Annotated in this window: 16 protein-coding genes; 3 read left to right on the plus strand and 13 right to left on the minus strand. The window is 71.6% G+C overall.

From position 1 onward, the window contains the following. Window positions 1–10: 10 nt before the first annotated feature. Complete coding sequence (locus LNK82_RS17065) at window positions 11–376, minus strand: GntR family transcriptional regulator (protein ID WP_123741469.1); 366 nt, start codon at window positions 374–376, stop codon at window positions 11–13. Window positions 377–471: 95 nt separating this feature from the next. Between LNK82_RS17065 and LNK82_RS17070 the strand changes: the two genes are divergently transcribed. After that, entirely contained in the window at window positions 472–900 is a 429-nt protein-coding gene (locus tag LNK82_RS17070) for a hypothetical protein (RefSeq protein ID WP_230567976.1), read from the plus strand. A 34-nt stretch (window positions 901–934) separates the two neighbouring features. Here the strand turns inward: LNK82_RS17070 and kal are convergent, their stop codons facing one another. From kal to LNK82_RS17115, 9 genes are all read right to left on the minus strand, one after another. After that, entirely contained in the window at window positions 935–1,339 is a 405-nt protein-coding gene (gene kal / locus LNK82_RS17075; RefSeq protein WP_230567977.1) for a 3-aminobutyryl-CoA ammonia lyase, read from the minus strand. After that, window positions 1,336–2,118: a lysine 5,6-aminomutase subunit beta gene (kamE, locus tag LNK82_RS17080; protein ID WP_230567978.1), complete on the minus strand. Its 783-nt coding sequence runs from the start codon at window positions 2,116–2,118 to the stop codon at window positions 1,336–1,338. Before kamE ends, kal begins: the two co-directional genes overlap by 4 nt. Beyond that, window positions 2,115–3,683, minus strand: coding sequence for a lysine 5,6-aminomutase subunit alpha (kamD, locus tag LNK82_RS17085; protein ID WP_230567979.1), 1,569 nt, complete (start codon window positions 3,681–3,683; stop codon window positions 2,115–2,117). Before kamD ends, kamE begins: the two co-directional genes overlap by 4 nt. Window positions 3,684–3,688: 5 nt before the next feature. Further along, complete coding sequence (locus tag LNK82_RS47710; RefSeq protein WP_230567980.1) at window positions 3,689–4,492, minus strand: sigma factor-like helix-turn-helix DNA-binding protein; 804 nt, start codon at window positions 4,490–4,492, stop codon at window positions 3,689–3,691. A gap of 1 nt (window position 4,493) precedes the next feature. Then, a complete protein-coding gene (locus LNK82_RS17095; protein WP_230567981.1) occupies window positions 4,494–6,083 on the minus strand; it encodes an amidohydrolase in 1,590 nt (529 codons plus the stop codon). Further along, entirely contained in the window at window positions 6,080–7,096 is a 1,017-nt protein-coding gene (kdd, locus tag LNK82_RS17100; RefSeq protein WP_230567982.1) for an L-erythro-3,5-diaminohexanoate dehydrogenase, read from the minus strand. Before kdd ends, LNK82_RS17095 begins: the two co-directional genes overlap by 4 nt. Before the next feature lie 143 nt (window positions 7,097–7,239). Continuing rightward, window positions 7,240–8,721 carry a tripartite tricarboxylate transporter permease gene (locus LNK82_RS17105; protein WP_230567983.1) on the minus strand — a complete coding sequence of 494 codons (1,482 nt, stop codon included), beginning with the start codon at window positions 8,719–8,721 and terminating at the stop codon, window positions 7,240–7,242. After that, a complete protein-coding gene (locus LNK82_RS17110; RefSeq protein ID WP_230567984.1) occupies window positions 8,714–9,244 on the minus strand; it encodes a tripartite tricarboxylate transporter TctB family protein in 531 nt (176 codons plus the stop codon). The genes LNK82_RS17105 and LNK82_RS17110 overlap by 8 nt, the downstream gene beginning before the upstream one ends. Next, a complete protein-coding gene (locus LNK82_RS17115; RefSeq protein WP_230567985.1) occupies window positions 9,241–10,215 on the minus strand; it encodes a Bug family tripartite tricarboxylate transporter substrate binding protein in 975 nt (324 codons plus the stop codon). Before LNK82_RS17115 ends, LNK82_RS17110 begins: the two co-directional genes overlap by 4 nt. A gap of 125 nt (window positions 10,216–10,340) precedes the next feature. On the opposite strand from LNK82_RS17115, the gene LNK82_RS17120 reads away from it, so the two are divergent. After that, entirely contained in the window at window positions 10,341–11,951 is a 1,611-nt protein-coding gene (locus LNK82_RS17120; RefSeq protein ID WP_230567986.1) for an ATP-binding protein, read from the plus strand. Beyond that, window positions 11,948–12,616: a response regulator gene (locus LNK82_RS17125; RefSeq protein WP_230567987.1), complete on the plus strand. Its 669-nt coding sequence runs from the start codon at window positions 11,948–11,950 to the stop codon at window positions 12,614–12,616. Before LNK82_RS17120 ends, LNK82_RS17125 begins: the two co-directional genes overlap by 4 nt. Here LNK82_RS17125 and LNK82_RS17130 read toward each other — a convergent pair. From LNK82_RS17130 to LNK82_RS46795, 3 genes are read right to left on the minus strand one after another with little or no spacing between them, the layout of a single operon-like run. Next, window positions 12,601–14,148, minus strand: a complete 1,548-nt coding sequence (locus LNK82_RS17130; RefSeq protein ID WP_230567988.1) for an alpha-amylase family protein — start codon at window positions 14,146–14,148, stop codon at window positions 12,601–12,603. The genes LNK82_RS17125 and LNK82_RS17130 overlap by 16 nt on opposite strands. Further along, window positions 14,145–15,104: a TIGR03885 family FMN-dependent LLM class oxidoreductase gene (locus LNK82_RS17135; protein WP_230567989.1), complete on the minus strand. Its 960-nt coding sequence runs from the start codon at window positions 15,102–15,104 to the stop codon at window positions 14,145–14,147. The genes LNK82_RS17130 and LNK82_RS17135 overlap by 4 nt, the downstream gene beginning before the upstream one ends. Before the next feature lie 50 nt (window positions 15,105–15,154). Beyond that, window positions 15,155–15,700 (minus strand): EF-hand domain-containing protein, encoded by a 546-nt coding sequence (locus LNK82_RS46795; RefSeq protein WP_268996555.1) that lies wholly within the window; start codon window positions 15,698–15,700, stop codon window positions 15,155–15,157. Window positions 15,701–15,752 lie beyond the last annotated feature (52 nt).

Genomic DNA, 15,752 nt, shown 5'->3' on the forward strand with positions numbered 1-15,752 from the left:
GCGCGTCACCCTACGGGTGGTGGGTGTCGGTGAGGGCGGCGCGGACGATGTCGAGCGCTTCGTCGCCGGTGAGGCCTTGTTCGCGGGCGGTGGCGGCGTAGGCGCGGGCGGCGCGCAGGACGCGTTCGCGGCCGCGTTGGCCGGCGGCGCTGACGACGGTGCCGGCGCGGCCGCGGGTTTCGATGAGGCCGGCTTCCTCGAGTTCGCGGTAGGCGCGGGCGACGGTGTTGACGGCGAGGCCGAGGTCGGCGGCCAGGGCGCGCACGGTGGGCAGGCGGGTGCCCACGGCCAGGTCGCGGTCGGTGATCCGGCGGGCGAACTGGGACCGCACCTGTTCGTAGGGCGGCACGGGCGAGGCCGGGTCGATGCTGATCACGGGTCGATAGTGGCAGAGGTCGGGGCGGGGGCGCGTGCGGGCGTGGGGTGACGTCGGGTCGCCGGTCGGGCACGGGGCGTGGCAGGGTGGTGGTCGTGTCGCGCGGACCGCTGCTGCCGACCGTGGCCTTGGCGTTGGTCACGGGTGTGGTCGTGGCGTCGGCGTTGTTCGCGCCGGGCCGTCACGTCCCGGGCTCCCCGTCGCCGCAGTGCGCGGCGTTGCAGGTGTTGTTGGACACCGACGAGGAGATGCGGCGGGTGGCGGGCGAGTTGCGCGGTGACGCTCGGGTGCGCGAGGTGCTCGACGAGCGGACGCAGGCGGACAACCACGCCCGGTTGACCGCGCAGTTGCGGGCGTCGGGGCGGGACGACCTGGCGGACGCGGCGCGGGTGGAGGGGACACCGGCGTCGTTGCGGGTGGTGGAGGCGTTCGGGGTGGACGCCGCGGAGTTGGCCGAGGAGTTGCGGCTGGAGCACCGGGTGAACCTGGTGGACGTGTGCGCGGACCCCGGGGACGGCGACTGAGGGGACGGTCACCCCGCGTGGTCGCCGAGCCTGGTCACCGGGAGTGGTCGGTGGGTTTCTTGGGGGCGACGACGGTGCCGCGGGCGCGGGTGACGACGAGGGGCGGGTCGAGGACGTCGGCGGCCGAGGGGCCGCGGTCGGGGGCGCTGCGGCACACGACGCGGGCTTCGAAGTCGATCTCGCGGGAGCGGGTGCCGACGCGGACGAGGGTGGCGGTGGCCTCGATGACGTCGCCGGCGTGGACGGGTGCGAGGAACTCGACGGCGGAGTAGGCGGCGAAGAGCCCTTCGTCGCCGTCGGTGCGGATGAGCAGTTCGGTGGCGACGTCGCCGAACAGGCCGAGCCCGTAGGCGCCGTCGACGAGGGCGCCGCCGTAGTGGGCGTGGGAGTGGGGCACGTAGCGGCGGTGGGTGACGGTGAATCCCTCGGTGAGGCTCACGCGTTCTCCTTGCGTGCGGCGGTGGTCCGCGCGGTCGTGGTGTGGGTGGTGGTTCTGGTCCGGATGGCGTGGGTGAGGTAGCTGGCGACCTCGCCGGGGGTGGTGCCGCGGCCGAAGACGCGGTCCACGCCCAGTTCGGCCGCCATGAGCGGGTCGAAGCGGGGTCCGCCGGCGATGAGCAGCGGTCGCCGCTCCCCCATGGCCTCGCGGAACGCGGCGGACATCTCGCGGGTGTTGAGGATGTGCGCGTCGCGTTGGGTGACGACCTGGGAGACGAGGACGGCGTCGGCTTTCTCGGCGCGGGCGCGGCGGACGAGGTCGGGCACGGAGACCTGCGCGCCGAGGTTCACGACCTTGAGCTCGCGGTAGTACTCGAGGCCTTTCTCACCGGCGAAGCCCTTGATGTTGAGGATGGCGTCGATGCCGACGGTGTGGGCGTCGGTGCCGATGCAGGCGCCGACGACGACGAGTTTGCGGCGCAGCAGCTTCTTGAGGGTGGTGTTGATCTCGGCGGGTGGCAGCAGCGGGTATTCGCGTTCGACGACGCGCACGTCGTCGAGGTCGACGATGTGGCGGACGGAGCCGTAGACGACGAAGAAGGTGAAGTCGTCGCCGATGGGGTGGGAGTGCACGACCATGGCGGGGTCGATGCCCATCTTGTTCGCCAGTTGCTGGGCGGCGCCGTCGGCGTGGGGTCCGGCGGGGATGGGCAGGGTGAACGAGGTCTGCACCATGCCGTCGCCGGTGGTGTCGCCGTAGGGGCGGACGTGGCGCTTCACGGGTGTGCCTCCAGCAGGTCCGCGGCGGGGTTGAGGTAGTCGTCGGCTTTCTCCACGACGCCGTCGGCGCCCTTGCCGCCGTGGGCGGGGCGTTTCATGAGGCCGAAGGTGCCGTCGGCGATGGCGTCGAGCAGGCCGTCGTCGACGATGCGGGCGAGCAGGTCGACGGCTTCGCCGAGGACCTGGTGGGCGCGTGTGACGATGAGCCCGTCGGGTGCGGGCCGGAAGTCCTCGCGCAGTCCGCCGGCGGCGTCGAGGACGTAGCGGACGTTGCGCAGGGCGAGGTCGCGGTCGGACAGGAACGGGGTGACGACGGCTTCGGTCATCATGCCGACGAGCAGGATGGACTGGCCGGTGAGCAGGCCCGCGAGGGTGAAGAACCCGTCGAGCAGGTAGCCGTGGAACACGTCGCCGGTCATGTGCTTGGTGGGTGGCATCCACTTCAGCGGCGCGTCGGGGAACAGTTCGCGGGCGAGCAGGGCGTGGGCGAGTTCGAGGCGGAACGACTCGGGCACGGCGGGGTTGATCTCGAAGGCGTGGCCGAGTCCGAGGAGGTGGTCGGGCAGGCCGGCTTCGTGGGCGAAGTGCTCGTTGAGCAGTTGGGACACGGTGACGGTGTGGGCGGCGTCGACGGCGTCGGCGGTGGTGAGGTAGTTGTCCTCGCCGGTGTTGATGACGATGCCGGCGCGGGCGTGGACCTGCCGGGAGAAGCGCTGGTCGACGAAGGTGCGGATCGGGTTGATGTCGCGGAACAGGATGCCGTACATGGAGTCGTTGAGCATCATGTCTAGGCGTTGCAGGCCGGCGAGGACGGCGATCTCGGGCATGCACAGCCCGGAGGCGTAGTTGGTGAGCCGCACGTACCGGCCGACTTCGCGGGACACCTCGTCGAGGGCCGCGCGCATGATGCGGAAGTTCTCCTGGGTGGCGTAGGTGCCGGCGAAGCCGTGGTGGGTGGCGCCTTCGGGGACGTAGTCGAGCAGGGACTGGCCGGTGGAGCGGATGACGGCGATGATGTCGGCGCCGGCGCGGGCGGCGTTGCGGGCCTGCACGACGTCCTCGTCGATGTCGCCGGTGGCGACGATGAGGTAGATCCAGGGCCGTCGGGGCGGGTCGCCGAGCCTGGCGACGAGCTTGTCGCGTTGGGCGCGGTTGCGGTCGACGGTGCGCAGGCCGGTGGTGACGGCGGCGGTGGCGGCTTTGCGGGCCCGTTCCCGGTCGCGGCCGGTGGGCAGGGTGTAGCGGACCTGTCCGGCGGCGGTGGCCTCGGCGAGGTCGGTGAGGGTGGCGAGGTCGTGGTGGCGCAGGGCGTGGAAGACGGGCAGGGCGACGCCGTGTTCGAGGCCGCAGTGCTCCCGCACGGTGTCGACGACCCGGTTGACCCAGGGGACGTCGCCGGCGCGGTGGGTGGTGTCGGCGCCGGTGATGCCGGCCAGGCGGAGCGTGGCGCGCTCGACGGCCACCGTGGTGTGGGCCTTGGCGATGGCCACCACCGGTTCGGCGGCCTTGGCGGCGAGTTCCCGCGCCGTGGCGACCACCTTCGGGTCGAGGTCGAGCAACGCCATCGGGTTCACTCCTGTTCTTCGGGGCGGTTCTGGGCGCGGATCTCCGCTCGTGCGCGCACGAGTTGCGGGTACACGGCGGAGGGGGAGATGCCGAGGGTCGCCGCGACCTCGGCCACGGACAGTCCTTCGATCTCGCGCAGCACGTAGACCGCGCGCAGGCCGGGCCGCAGCCGGTCGAGGGCCCGGGTCTCGGCCTCGGTGGGAGCGTGGGGGCGCGTGCTGGGCACGGTCGGCAGTGGGACCGGTGTGGCGCGTCGGAGTCCGCGGGTCAGTTCGAGGATCTCGTTGAGCACGTCGCGGTCGGAGCGGACCGGCCCGTGGCCGGGTGCGGTGGCGCGGAAGTCCGCCACGGTGGCGGTGAAGTCGTCCCACTCGCGGTCGAGGAACCTGCCGAGGCGTGGCGCGGCGAGGGGTTCGGGCAGTGCGGCGTTGACCGCGTCGAGCAGGGCGAGGACGTCGGTCTTCTCCCCCGCGTCGACGGCCTGGAACTGGCTGAGCGGCCCGGTGACGTCGGTCTTGGCGAGATCCAGCAGCAGCGGGATCACCTTGGCCTGGCCGACGCTCTTGGAGAGGGCGCCTGCTTCGAAGTTGATCCACGGCGAGTGCTGGTTGGCCGCGGACAGCACGACGATCCCGAAGCTGGTGCCGTCGAGCGCGCCGCCGAGTTCGGCCATGCTCAGCGAGCCCTTGGCGATGTCCTTGTCCGACATCCACGGTTTGACGGCCTGGACGACCAGCTGCAGCCATTCCCGCAGGAACAGCGCGAACCGCCGTTCGGCCTCCCCCGACCAGGAGAGGAAGACCTTCACCTCACGCCTCCCTCTCGTAGACGGTGCGGCCGCGCAGGACGGTGCGCAGGCACGTCGGGGCGGGGCCGTCCAGGGCGGGCAGGGCGGGGACGCGGGAGCGCGGGTCGGTGGACCAGCGCTGCACGCGGCTGTCGGGGGCGGCGACCTCCAGCTCCCCCGCCTCCCACACGGCGTAGGTGGCGGGCGCGCCGGGTTGCAGGGTGCCGGTGACGCCGTCGTCGACGCCGGCGGCGCGCCAGCCGCCGCGGGTGTGGGCGGTGAACGCGGCACGCGGGGAGAGGCCGTGGCCGTCGGTGCGGTGGTGCACGGCGGCCTTGATCGCGGCCCAGGGGTCGACGGCGGTGACGGGGGCGTCGGAGCCCAGGGCGAGGATCATGCCGGCGGCGGCGAGGCGGGAGAACGGGTTGAGCGCGGTCCCCCGCTCGACGCCGAGGCGCTGGGCGTACATGCCGTCCGCCCCGCCCCATTCGCGGTCGAACAGGGGTTGCACGGAGGCGACGACGCCCCAGGAGGCCAGGCGCGCGGCCTGCTCGCCGGTGATCATCTCGAGGTGTTCGAGGCGGTGCCTGCGGGCCGCCAGGGCGGGGACGCCGACGGTCGCGGCGGCTTTGGCGAAGCCGTCGACGACGGCGGCGACGGCGGCGTCGCCGATGACGTGGAACCCGCCCTGGATGCCGGCGCGGGTGCAGGTGATCAGGTGCTCGGCGACGGCGTCGGCGTCGAGGTAGAGGGCGCCGGTGGTGTCGGCGTCGGCGTAGGGCTCGCACAGGGCGGCGGTGCGGGAGCCGAGCGCGCCGTCGACGAACAGGTCGCCGGCCAGGCCGCGCACGGGCAGGTCTATCGGGTCGGGGCCGCCCCAGTAGCCGGCGACGTCGAGCAGGTCGGTGGCGAGCAGGTCGGCGAGGTCGTCGCGGCTGGAGATGTCGGGTCCGGCGCATTCGTGCACCGACGCGATGCCGCGTGACGCGGCGTGCCGCAGGAACGCCTGCTGGGCGGCGCGGCGCCGGTGCACGGGGATGGCGTCCTTCGCGGCGCGGCGCACGTGGTGGTGCGCGGCGCGCGAGAGGGGCCCGTCGGGGTGCCAGCCGTCGGCGTCGCGGGCGTCGGGGGCGAGGTCGAGCAGCGCGGTGGACGCCAGGGCGGAGTGCACGTCGATGCGGGAGAGGTAGACCCGGGCGCCGCGGGCGGCGTCGTCGAGTTCGGCGCGGGTCGGGGGCCGGTTCTCCGGCCAGCGTGTCTCGTCCCAGCCGTGTCCCCAGATCAGCGGGCCCTCCGCCGCGCGCACGGCGTCGAGCAGGTCCGTCAGCGACCGGCAGCCGGTGAGGTCCAGGCCGGTGAGCAGCAGCCCGGCGGAGGTGGCGTGCACGTGGGCGTCGACGAACGCGGGGGCGACGAACGCGCCGTCCAGGTCGACGACCTCGGCGTCGGGGTGCAGGGCGCGGCCCGCGCCGTCCTGGCCCAGCCACACCACGGTGCCGTCGGTGATCGCCATCGCGGTGGCGTCGGGAGCGGTCGGGGAGTGGATCCGTCCACCCACGAGCAGGCGCGTCGACGGGGGCGTCGACGCCGGGTCGCCGTTCACTGTAGTCACGTCCGGTGAGTCTGCCGGTGCTCGAACAGGGCCCGCACGGCAGGTTCGCCGCGCAGCAGGTCCAGGGCGAACGCGGCGTGACCGGGCACGTAGCCGTTGCCGACGAGCATCTCCACGTCGGCGGCGAGCCCTTCGGCGCCCAGCGCGGCGGCGGGGAACGAGGTGGCCATGGAGAAGAACACGACGGTGCCGCCGTCGGCGGTGGCCAGGATCGCGCCGTGCTCGCAGCCGGGCACGTCCACGCACACCACGGTCACGTCCACGCGGTCGCCGACCGCCTCGGCCACGGCGACGGGGTCGCGGGCGTCGGCGACGACCACGGTGTCGGCCAGGCCCGCGGCGCGGACGGCGTCGGCCTCGCGCGCGGTGGGGACGAGGGCGACGAGCCGGGACGCGCCGGCGCGGCGGGCGGCGGCCAGCGACAGCGACCCCGACTTGCCGCCGCCGCCCAGGACCAGCACCGACGGCGCGGGGCGGCGGCGCACGACCCGGTCGGTCAGCGCGGGCGCGCCGCACACGTCCAGCACCGACAGGGCGAGCTGCTCGGGCAGGTCGTCGGGCAGCACGGCGGCGATGGAGCGGCCGAACAGCACCGCGGTGCCCTCGCACGGCGCCTGCTCGTCGGTCCCGTCCCACGCGGCGAGGCCGTCGGTGATGCGCAGCGGCGTGAGGGTGAGCGAGACCAGCGTCGCGATCCGGTCGCCGACGCGCAGGCCCAGCGGCGAGTCGGGGCCGACCTCGCGGACGGCGCCCAGCAGCATGCCGCCCGATCCGGTGACGGGGTTCTGCATCTTGCCGCGGGCGGCGACGATGTCCAGCACTGCGCGGCGGACGCCAGCGACGCCGTGCTCCTCGCGCAGCTGCCGGTAGGAGGCGGCGTCGAGGTTGAGCCGGGAGACGTCGACCAGGACCTCGTCGGGTCCGCACACGGGGGTGGCGTCCAGCCGGTGGGCCTGCTGCGGCAGCACCCCGGCGGGTTCGAGGACGCGGTGCAGACCGTACGGCGACGTCATGGAAATCCTCCGGTCGACAGGGCTCTTGACCGGGATATCTTCACGTGAACGGGCGAGATTCCGCAAGGGACACGCTCCCAGGGGCCGGACGTGACCGTGCCCGACCCAAGGGGGTTCCACCGTGCCGGGCACGCGGACACCGGTCAGACCCTGCGGCGGACCCGCAGCACCGCCGTCGACACCAGCGCCACCGCCAGCACCCCGTAGGCCACCGCCGCGAACGGGCTCGCCACCAGCGCCACCGGGTCGCCCTCGCCGATCTGCAACGTCCGACGCACCTGCTCCTCGGCCATCGGCCCCAGGATGAGCCCCACCACCAGCGGCGCGACCGGGTAGCCGTGCCGGCGCATGAAGAACCCCGCCACGCCGATGACCAGCAGCACCACCAGGTCCTCGACGACGAAGTTCACCGCGTAGGTGCCCAACGCGGCGAACAGCAGGATCCCCGCGTACAGGTAGGGCCGCGGGATCCGCAGCACCTTCACCCAGATCCTCGCCAGCGGCAGGTTCAGCACCAGCAGCATCACGTTGCCGATGTACAGCGACGCGATCAGCGCCCACACCAGTTCCGAGTCGGTGGTGAACAGCAGCGGACCCGGTTGGATGCCGTAGCTCTGGAACCCGGCCACGATCACCGCCGCCGTCGCCGTGGTCGGCAGGCCCAGCGTCAGCAGCGGCACCAGCACCCCGGCCGCCGCGGCGTTGTTCGCCGCCTCCGGCCCGGCCACCCCCTCGATCGCGCCCTTCCCGAACTCCTCCGGCCGCTTCGCGAGCTTCTTCTCCACCGCGTAGGACAGGAACGTGGACACGTCCGCGCCACCCGCGGGGATGGTGCCGACGGGGAAGCCGATGGCGGTGCCGCGCAGCCACGGCTTCCACGACCGCCGCCAGAACTCGCCGGTCATCCACTTCCCGCCCACCGGCACCACCTCGACCGGGCCGTGCCGCATCCGGGCCGCCACGTACAGGGCCTCCCCGACCGCGAACACCCCCACCGCGACCACGACCACGTCGATGCCGTCCGACAGCGTCGGCACACCCAGCGTGAACCGCTGCTGCCCGGTGAGGGTGTCGGTGCCGACCAGCCCGACGAACAACCCCAGGCCCAGCGACGCCAACCCGCGCACCGGCGACGCGCCCAGCAGCGCCGCGACCGTCGTGAACGCCACCACCATCAACGCCACGTAGTCCGCCGGCCCCAGCGTGACCGCCACCTCGGCGATCGTCGGCGCCAACGCGGTGAGCAGGACCGTGGCGATCGTGCCCGCGACGAACGAGCCGATCGCCGCCGTCGCCAACGCCGCCGCGCCCCGTCCGGCACGCGCCATCCGGTTGCCCTCCAGCGCCGTCACCACCGACGACGACTCGCCCGGCGTGTTGAGCAGGATCGACGTGGTCGACCCGCCGTACATGCCGCCGTAGTAGATGCCCGCGAAGATGATCAACGCGGCGGTGGGTTCCAGCGAGTACGTCAACGGCAGCAGCAACGCCACCGTCATCGCCGGGCCGATACCGGGCAGCACGCCGACGGCGGTGCCGAGGGTGACGCCCAGCAGGGCATAGAGCAGGTACTCGGGCTGCGCGGCGGTCGCGAAACCCTCCCACAGGGCGGCGAGGCTACCCATCGAGCAACGGCACCCCCTCGAACACCCCGGCCGGCAGCGACAGGCCCAGCCCCGAGGCGAACAGCACCTGCACCACCAGCGCCAGCACCACCGCGACGAGCAGCGCCTTCCACCACACCGCGCCCAACGTCCACGCCGCGCCGAAGAACACCACCGCCCCCGCGACCGGCCACCCGGCCACGTCGATCAACGCCAGGTGCGCCACCAGCACCGCGACCAGCTTCGCCACCGTCACCCAGTCGGTGCGCACGGTGGTGTCCACGTCCTCGGCGTCCTGCGCCGCGCCCAGCCGGCCGCGCGCGGTCGCGACGATCGCCGCCACCCCCGTCACCACCAGCAGCACACCCACCGCGTAGGGGAACGCGCGCGGACCCACCGCGCCCAGCGAGCCCCGCGTCGCGATCGTGGACGCGTCCACCAGCGTGAACACCCCCAACGCCACCACCAGGCCGCCGAAGACGTACTCCTCCACCCGCGCCGACCGCGCCTGGGTCGGGGTCGGGGTCGTGTCCGCGGAGGTCACTGGACCAGGCCGATCTCCTGCAACACCGGCTTGATCCGGCCGATCTCCATCGTCAGGAACGTCGAGAAGTCGTGCCCGGTCTGGAACGTGTCCGTCCAACCCTTCTTCGTCAACTCCTGCTGCCACTGCGGGCTCGCGTGCATGTCCGTGACCAACTTGACCAGCCGGTCCTTCGCCGCCACCGAGATCGACCCCGGCGCCACCACACCACGCCAGTTGATCAACTCCACGCCCGTGCCCAGGTTCTTGAACGTCGGCACCTTCAACTCCGGGTGCTCCTTCGGCCCCGACGTGCCCAACGCCCGCAGCTTGCCCGCCTTGATCTGCTCCACGTACTCGCCCACACCCGAGATCCCCGCGTCGACCTTCCCGCCCAACAACGCCGCCAACGACTCACCACCACCGGAATACGGCACGTAGTTCAGCTTCGCCGGATCGATCTCCAACGCCTGCAACAACATCCCGGCCAGGATGTGGTCCGTGCCGCCCGCCGAACCACCCGTGATCGTCACCCCCTGCCCCTCGGCGTCCACCGCCGCCAACAGGTCCTCGATCGTCCGGTACGGCGACTCCGCCGGCACGACCACCACCTCGTCCTCGGCGGTCAACCGGGCGATCGGCGTCGTGTCCTCCAACCGCTTGTCCGCCCCGTTGGTCTCCACCGCGCCGACCATCACCAGCCCGGTCACCATCAGGTAGCTCTCCGACCGCTCGGTGGCCAACTTCTGCAACCCCACCGTGCCGCCCGCGCCACCCACGTTGCTGACCTGCACCGAATCGGCCAACCCCGCGCCGTCGATCGCCGCCTGCATCGCCCGCGCCGTCTGATCCCAACCACCGCCCGGATCCGCCGGCGCCATGATCTCCAACCGGCCGACCTCACCCCCCGCACCGCCGCCGCCCCCACACCCCGCGAGCACCACGCCCGCGGCGGCCACCACCGCGAGAAGTCGGGTGTGCCGTCCTGCCATCAGATCCTCCACCGCATGTCCGACCGAACCCCGCGGCGCCGTCGCCCCGGTGCGCCGGAACGCTAGGAGCACACCCGCCACCCGACCCGGCAAAGGTCGTAAAAGCCGTATTGGTCGTTTAGGTCGTGGCCCGGCTCACACGCGTTAGGCCAGAATGCTCAGCCATGCGCCGCCGCTCCATACCCCTCGGTGTCACCCTGCTCGTCCTGCAGGTGGTCATCGTCCTCGCCACCACCTGCGCGGCGGGCCTGCTGGCGGCCAAGATGCAAAGCGACCGCATCCGCGAGGCCTACAAGGACCGCATGCTGTCCGTCGCCGACAGCGTCGCCCGCCTCCCCACCGTCGTCGACGCCTTCGACTCACCCGACCCCGCCGCCACCATCCAGCCCCTCGCCGGACTCCTCCGCCACGCCTCCGGCGTCACCTACGTCGTCGTCACCGACCGCGACGGCGTCCGCTACGCCCACCCCGACCCCCACCGCATCGGCGAACGCGTCTCCACCGACCCCAGCGGCGCCCTCTCCGGCCACGTCTTCGTCGGCACCGAGACCGGCACCCTCGGCACCTCCCTGCGCGCCAAAGTCCCCGTCCGCTCCCCCGCCGGCGACATCATCGGCATGGCGTCGGTCGGCATCCTCGAAAGCGAACTCGACGCCGACCTCGCCGAAGACCTCCCCGAACTCATCGGCTGGCTCGCCGCCGCCGCCCTCGTCGGCGTCCTCGGCGCCGCCCTCGTCACCCGCATGGTCCGCAAACGCACCTTCCGCCTCGAACCCGACGAGATCGCCCACCTCCTCGAAACCCGCCACGCCATGCTCCACGGCATCCGCGAAGGCGTCGTCGCCCTCGACGAGAACGAACGCCTCGTCCTCGTCAACGACGAAGCCCTCCGCCTCCTCGGCCTCACCGACGACCCCACCGGCCACCCCGCCGACACCGTCCTCGAAGACGGCGGCCTGCTCGACCTCGCCCGCACCCACGACGACGTCGCCGACCGCCTCGTCCTCGCCGGCGAACGCGTCCTCGTCGCCAACCGCACCACCGCCAGGACCCACGGCCGCCCCGTCGGCGTCGTCCTCACCCTCCGCGACCGCACCGAACTCCACGACGCCCTGCGCGAACTCGACGGCCAACGCACCGTCACCGAAGTCCTCCGCGCCCAAGCCCACGAATTCACCAACCACCTGCACGTCATCAGCGGCCTCGTCGAACTCGACCGCCGCGACGACGCCGTCGCCTACATCGAACGCGTCGGCGGCGCCGGCACCCACACCTCCGACATCATCGGCGGCGCCGGCACCGACCCCGCCCTCGCCGCCCTCCTGCTCGCCAAATCCTCCACCGCCCACGAACGCGGCGTCGCCCTCCGCCTCGACCCCGCCTCCACCATCGACACCCGCACCGGCGACGACGCCCTCACCGTCCTGGGCAACCTCCTCGACAACGCCGTCGACGCCGTCCACCCCGGCGGCGCCGTCACCGTCCTCGTCCACGCCGACACCACCGGCGTCCGCGTCGTGGTCGACGACGACGGACCCGGCGTCGACCACGCCGAACGCGACCGCATCTTCACCCTCGGCGTCAGCACCAAAGCACCCCGCGGCGCACACGGACGCGGCATCGGACTCGCCCTCGTCTCCCGCGTCGTCACCCGACGCGGCGGACACGTCCACCTCACCGACTCCGCACTCGGCGGCGCCTCGTTCGACGTCTGGCTCCCGGAGGCCGCCCGATGACCATCCGCACCCTCGTCGTCGACGACGACTTCGCCGTCGCCGCCGTCCACCGCGGCTTCCTCGACGCACTACCCGACTTCACCGTCGTCGGCGAAGCACACGGCGGCGGCGAAGCCCTCCGCGCCGTCGACACCCTCCACCCCGACCTCGTCCTGCTCGACATCCACCTCCCCGACATCTCCGGACTGGAGGTGCTGGCACGGCTGCGCGCCAGGTCCGGACCACCCGTCGACGTCATCGCCGTCACCGCCGCCCGCGAGCGCGACACCGTCCGCCAAGCCATGTCCCGCGGCGTCGACCACTACCTCGTCAAACCCTTCACCCGCGCCGCGTTCCTCGACCGCATGCGCGAATACCTCGCCCGCCGCACCGAGGTCCAACGCCTCGGCCCCTGGCTCGACCAGGACGAAGTCGACCACCTCCTGCACCACCGACCACGAGCCGCCCTCCCCAAAGGACTCTCACCCCTCACCCTCAAACTCGTCGTCGACGCCCTCAAGACCACCCACCACGACCTCTCCGCCCAAGAAGTCGCCGACCGCGCCGGCCTCTCCCGCGTCAGCGCACGCCGCTACCTCGAACACCTCGTCACCACCGGCAAAGCCGAAGTCCTCCCCCGCTACGGCATGGCCAACCGGCCCGCCCACGGCTACCGGCTCACCTGACGGAACCACCGACACCCGTACGGACCCAGCTCCACCGTCGCCGTGCCGTCCTTCTTCGGCGTCACCGTGCCGTCCACCAACAGGTCGGTGAGCACACCCTCCACCTTCGGCACCTGCACCACCACGTCCCGATCGGCGAAGTTGTGCACCGCGATCACCGTCCCACCGTCGATCTCGCACCGGTGCGCGAACACCGCCGGATCCGCCGTGTCGATCGTCGAGAACGACCCCCACGCCAACTCCGGGCACTCCCGATACCGCTCCACCAACAACCGGGTCCACCCCAACAACGACTCCGGATCACGACGCTGCCCGTCCACCGCGTCCCACCACATCGGCGTCCGCACCGCCAACCTGCCCTCCAACGACAGGTCCTCGGTCATCCCGACCTCCTCGCCGTAGAACAACACCGGAGTCCCCGGCAACGAGAACAACAAGCTGTACACCATCTTGATCCGACCCAAATCCCCCTCGAGCATCGACGGCAACCGCCGCCGCAGACCACGCCCGTACAGCTGCATGTCCTCCTCCGGACCGAACGCCGCGAACACCTCCTGCCGCTCCGGCTCCGTCAACTTGTCCAACGTCAACTCGTCGTGATTGCGCACGAACGTCGCCCAATGACAATCCCGCGGCGGCTCCGGCCGCTCCTTCAACGCATGCGTCAGAGGACTCGCGTCCCCACGCGCCAACGACAAGTACATCTGCTGCATCCCGACGAAGTCGAAACACATGTGCAACTCGTCGCCCACACCGTCCGCCCCGCCGAAGAACGCCATCGCCTCGGTGTACGGCAGGTTCACCTCACCCAACAGGATCGCCTCACCGTTGCGCCGCGACAGGAACGCCCGCAGATCCGCCAGGTAGTCGTGCGGATCCGGCAACGCCTCGATCGGCGCCTCCAACAGGAACGGCACCGCGTCCACCCGGAACCCCGACAACCCCAACTCCATCCAGAACCCCATCACCCGCGCGATCTCGTCCCGCACCGCCGGGTTCGCCACGTTCAGATCAGGCTGGTGCCGGTAGAACCGGTGCAGGTAGTACCGCTTCGCCTTCCGGTCATACGTCCACAGCGACTTCTCCTTGTCCGGGAACACCACCCCCTCCCCCGCGTCCGCCGGCGGCTCGTCCGCCCACACGTACCAGTCGTGGAACGGGCTCTCCCGATCACGCGCCGCCTGGAACCACGGGTGCTGATCCGACGTGTGGTTCACCACCAGGTCCGCGATCACCCGCATCCCCCGGTCACGCGCCGTGCGCACGAACTCCACGAAATCACCCAACGTCCCCAACCGCGGGTCCACCCCGTAGAAATCCGTGATGTCGTACCCGTCATCCCGATCCGGCGTCGGGAAGAACGGCATCAACCACACACACGTCACACCCAACTGGTGCAAGTGGTCGATCTTGTCGATCAACCCCCGGAAATCACCGTGCCCGTCACCGTTCGAATCGTGGAACGTCTCCACGTCCAAGCAGTACACGACAGCGTTCTTCCACCACAGGTCCGCGGTCCTGGTCAACTTCACGACCGCACCCCCGGCAGCACCCGCTCGCCGAACACGTCCAGGAACCGCTCCTGCTCACGACCCACGTGATGCAGGTAGACCTCCTCGAACCCCAACTCCACGTACTCCCGGATCGTCTTCGCGTGCCACCCCAGGTCCGACGACACGTTCACCACCCCGGCCACCCGCTCCACCGACACGTCCTCCGACACCACGTCGAAGTGCTCCGCCGTCTCCAAGTCCCAGCACACCGGCGGCCCGAACACGTTGCTCCGCCACTGCTCGTGCGCGACCGACCGCGCCTCGTCATCGGTCTCCGCCCAACTCAAATGCACCTGCAGGCGCAACGTCCCCCGCCCACCCGCGTCCCGGTACGCCCCCACCACCCGCTCCAACCGCTCCGGCGGCGCGTTCACCGTGATCAACCCATCAGCCCACTCCGCACACCACCGCGCCGTCGCCTCACTCACCGCCGCACCGATCAACAACGGAGGCTCCTCCGGCCGGGTCCACAACCGCGCCCGATCCACCGTCACCAGACCGTCGTGACTGACCTCCTCCCCCGCCAACAACGCCCGGATCACATCCACGCACTCACGCAACCGGGCGTTGCGCACCTCCTTGCGCGGCCACGCACCACCCGTGATGTGCTCGTTGCTCGCCTCACCACTGCCCAACGCCGCCCAGAACCGACCCGGGTACATCGCACCCAACGTCCCGATCGCCTGCGCGATGATCGCCGGGTGATACCGCTGACCAGGCGCGTTCACCACCCCGAACGGCAACCCCGTCGCCTCCAACGCGGCACCCAACCACGACCACGCGAATCCGCTCTGCCCCTGCCGCGCACTCCACGGCGAGAAGTGGTCCGAACTCATCCCCGCGTCGAACCCCACCTCCTCCGCCCGCCGCACCGCAGCCAACAACGCGGAAGGGTGAACCTGCTCATGAGACGCGTGCACACCGATGACGGTCATGCCGTCTCACGTACCCAAGCCACCCCCCGACGACACCACCACCCGACCGCTCAGCCCTCGCTGAGCATCCGCGCGCCCTTCACCGACCCGTCCTCCGCGGTGAAGAAACCCCGCACGTTCGTCAAGAACTCCGCCCGATCCACCCGCCCGTTCCCATCCACGTCCATCCCCGCGAACGCGATCGCCGCCACCTGCGGATCCGTCACCCCCGACCCCCGGTAGATCCCCGCGAACTCACTCCCGTCCAGAAAACCGTCACCATCCCGATCCGCCACCTCGAAATTCCGACCCGCCACCACCAACCACTTCTCCACCAACTCACCGGTCGACAACCGCCCCGACTCGTGAGCACCCCGGAACTCCGCCCGACTCACCGAACCATCCGCGTCCAGATCCGCCCCGACGATGTACCCCCACACCGCCCGATACGCCCCCACCAAGGCCCTGACCTCCGACGACTCCACCCCCAACCCGAACTCCCGCCCCACACCCCGAGCCGCCGCCGAGAAATCCTCCCAGCTGATCCCACCATCACCGTCCACGTCGAACACCGCGAAAGCCCGATCGACGTTGTCCATCCGCAGATCACCCGACATGACCACACCTCTCCCTAGGAACAAAACCCGGGGCGAAGCGTAGGAACAGCAC

It is taken from the genome of Saccharothrix luteola (assembly GCF_020859565.1).
Lineage (GTDB): Bacteria > Actinomycetota > Actinomycetes > Mycobacteriales > Pseudonocardiaceae > Actinosynnema > Actinosynnema luteola.